Raw genomic sequence first — 2,500 nt, 5'->3', positions numbered from 1 at the left:
TCGGGATGACTTGTGGCTAGGGGTGAAAGGCCAATCAAACTTGGAGATAGCTGGTTCTCCGCGAAATCTATTTAGGTAGAGCGTCCAGCGAATACCCCCGGGGGTAGAGCACTGAATGGGCTATGGGGACTCACCGTCTTACTGATCCTAATCAAACTCCGAATACCGGGGAGTACTACTGGGCAGACACACGGCGGGTGCTAACGTCCGTCGTGGAGAGGGCAACAACCCTGACCACCATCTAAGGTCCCTAAGTTATGGCTAAGTGGGAAAGGATGTGAGGATCCCAAAACAACCAGGATGTTGGCTTAGAAGCAGCCATCATTTAAAGAAAGCGTAACAGCTCACTGGTCTAAATAAGGGTCTTTGCGCCGAAAATGTACCGGGGCTAAAGCCATACACCGAAGCTGTGGATGCACATTTGTGCGTGGTAGCGGAGCGTTCCGTAAGCCTGTGAAGGGACAGTCGTGAGACATCCTGGAGGTATCGGAAGTGAGAATGCTGACATGAGTAACGATAAAGGGAGTGAGAGACTCCCTCGCCGAAAGTCCAAGGGTTCCTGCTTAAAGTTAATCTGAGCAGGGTTAGCCGGCCCCTAAGGCGAGGCCGAAAGGCGTAGTCGATGGGAACCACGTTAATATTCGTGGGCCTGCAGGTAGTGACGGATCGCGTGTGTTGTAAGGTCTTATTGGATTGATCTTGCAGCGAAGCGGTTCCAGGAAATAGCTCCTGCATATAGACCGTACCCTAAACCGACACTGGTGGACTGGTAGAGAATACCAAGGCGCTTGAGAGAACTGCGTTGAAGGAACTCGGCAAAATGCACGCGTAACTTCGGAAGAAGCGTGACCTCCATTTAGGCAACTAGGTGGGGGTGGCACAGACCAGGGGGTAGCGACTGTTTACCAAAAACACAGGGCTCTGCGAAGTCGCAAGACGACGTATAGGGTCTGACGCCTGCCCGGTGCTGGAAGGTTAAGAGGAGATGTGCAAGCATTGAATTGAAGCCCCAGTAAACGGCGGCCGTAACTATAACGGTCCTAAGGTAGCGAAATTCCTTGTCGGGTAAGTTCCGACCTGCACGAATGGCGTAACGACTTCCCCGCTGTCTCCAACGCAGACTCAGTGAAATTGAATTCCCCGTGAAGATGCGGGGTTCCTGCGGTTAGACGGAAAGACCCCGTGCACCTTTACTATAGCTTTACACTGGCATTCGTGTCGGCATGTGTAGGATAGGTGGTAGACTTTGAAGCAGTGGCGCCAGCCATTGTGGAGTCATCCTTGAAATACCACCCTTGCCTATATGGATGTCTAACTGCGGCCCGTTATCCGGGTCCAGGACCGTGTATGGTGGGTAGTTTGACTGGGGCGGTCGCCTCCTAAAGAGTAACGGAGGCGCGCGATGGTAGGCTCAGAACGGTCGGAAATCGTTCGTCGAGTGCAATGGCATAAGCCTGCCTGACTGCAAGACTGACAAGTCGAGCAGAGACGAAAGTCGGTCATAGTGATCCGGTGGTCCCGCGTGGAAGGGCCATCGCTCAACGGATAAAAGGTACGCCGGGGATAACAGGCTGATGACCCCCAAGAGTCCATATCGACGGGGTTGTTTGGCACCTCGATGTCGACTCATCGCATCCTGGGGCTGGAGCAGGTCCCAAGGGTATGGCTGTTCGCCATTTAAAGCGGTACGTGAGTTGGGTTCAGAACGTCGTGAGACAGTTCGGTCCCTATCTGCCGTGGGTGTAGGAATATTGATAGGATCTGTCCCTAGTACGAGAGGACCGGGATGGACGTATCTCTGGTGGACCTGTTGTCGTGCCAACGGCATAGCAGGGTAGCTATATACGGACGGGATAACCGCTGAAGGCATCTAAGCGGGAAACCCACCTAAAAACGAGTATTCCCTATCAGAGCCGTGGAAGACTACCACGTTGATAGGCCGGGTGTGGAAGTGCGGCAACGCATGTAGCTTACCGGTACTAATAGCTCGATCGACTTGATCACTCCCATTTACAATATCCATCGAACAAACTTCGATGAATTTATAGCGCTCACGCCAGTTTGGCTCCGCCAAACGGCTGCGCGGGCGCGGCCTCCGGCCGGCACACAGTCGTGTGCTTATTGTTTATCAGCGTTTATCGCTGAATTATCTGCACGAAAGACAACCAGCTTCTCAAATTTTGTGTTCTTCGCCGACCTGGTGGTTATGGCGGAGCGGCTGCACCCGATCCCATTCCGAACTCGGCCGTGAAACGCTCCAGCGCCAATGGTACTTTGTCTTAAGACACGGGAGAGTAGGTCGCTGCCAGGTCTGCCAAGAACACAAATCAAATCATCTTCTCAAATACATACAAAACACCCATAGCGCGGGGTGGAGCAGCCCGGTAGCTCGTCAGGCTCATAACCTGAAGGCCGCAGGTTCAAATCCTGCCCCCGCAACCAAATTCCCACAAAAATACACGAAATCTCTCAAGCATAACCGATGTTCGTATCTTTGCGA

1 tRNA gene and 2 rRNA genes (1 of these 3 cut by a window edge) are annotated in these 2,500 nt (G+C 53.0%); all 3 read left to right on the top strand.

Annotated features, from left to right (window positions below):
- Positions 1-2,004 (top strand): 23S ribosomal RNA (locus tag AC1RHM_RS22735) (it extends 808 nt beyond the left edge of the window).
- Between the two features lie 192 nt (positions 2,005-2,196).
- Positions 2,197-2,311: ribosomal RNA gene (gene rrf / locus AC1RHM_RS22730) — 5S ribosomal RNA — on the top strand.
- 54 nt (positions 2,312-2,365) lie between these two features.
- Positions 2,366-2,442: transfer RNA gene (locus tag AC1RHM_RS22725), tRNA-Met, on the top strand.
- Positions 2,443-2,500 lie beyond the last annotated feature (58 nt).

The organism is Brucella sp. GW823-FHT04E01 (assembly GCF_058796175.1).
This window is presented reverse-complemented; position numbering and strand designations above follow the sequence as displayed.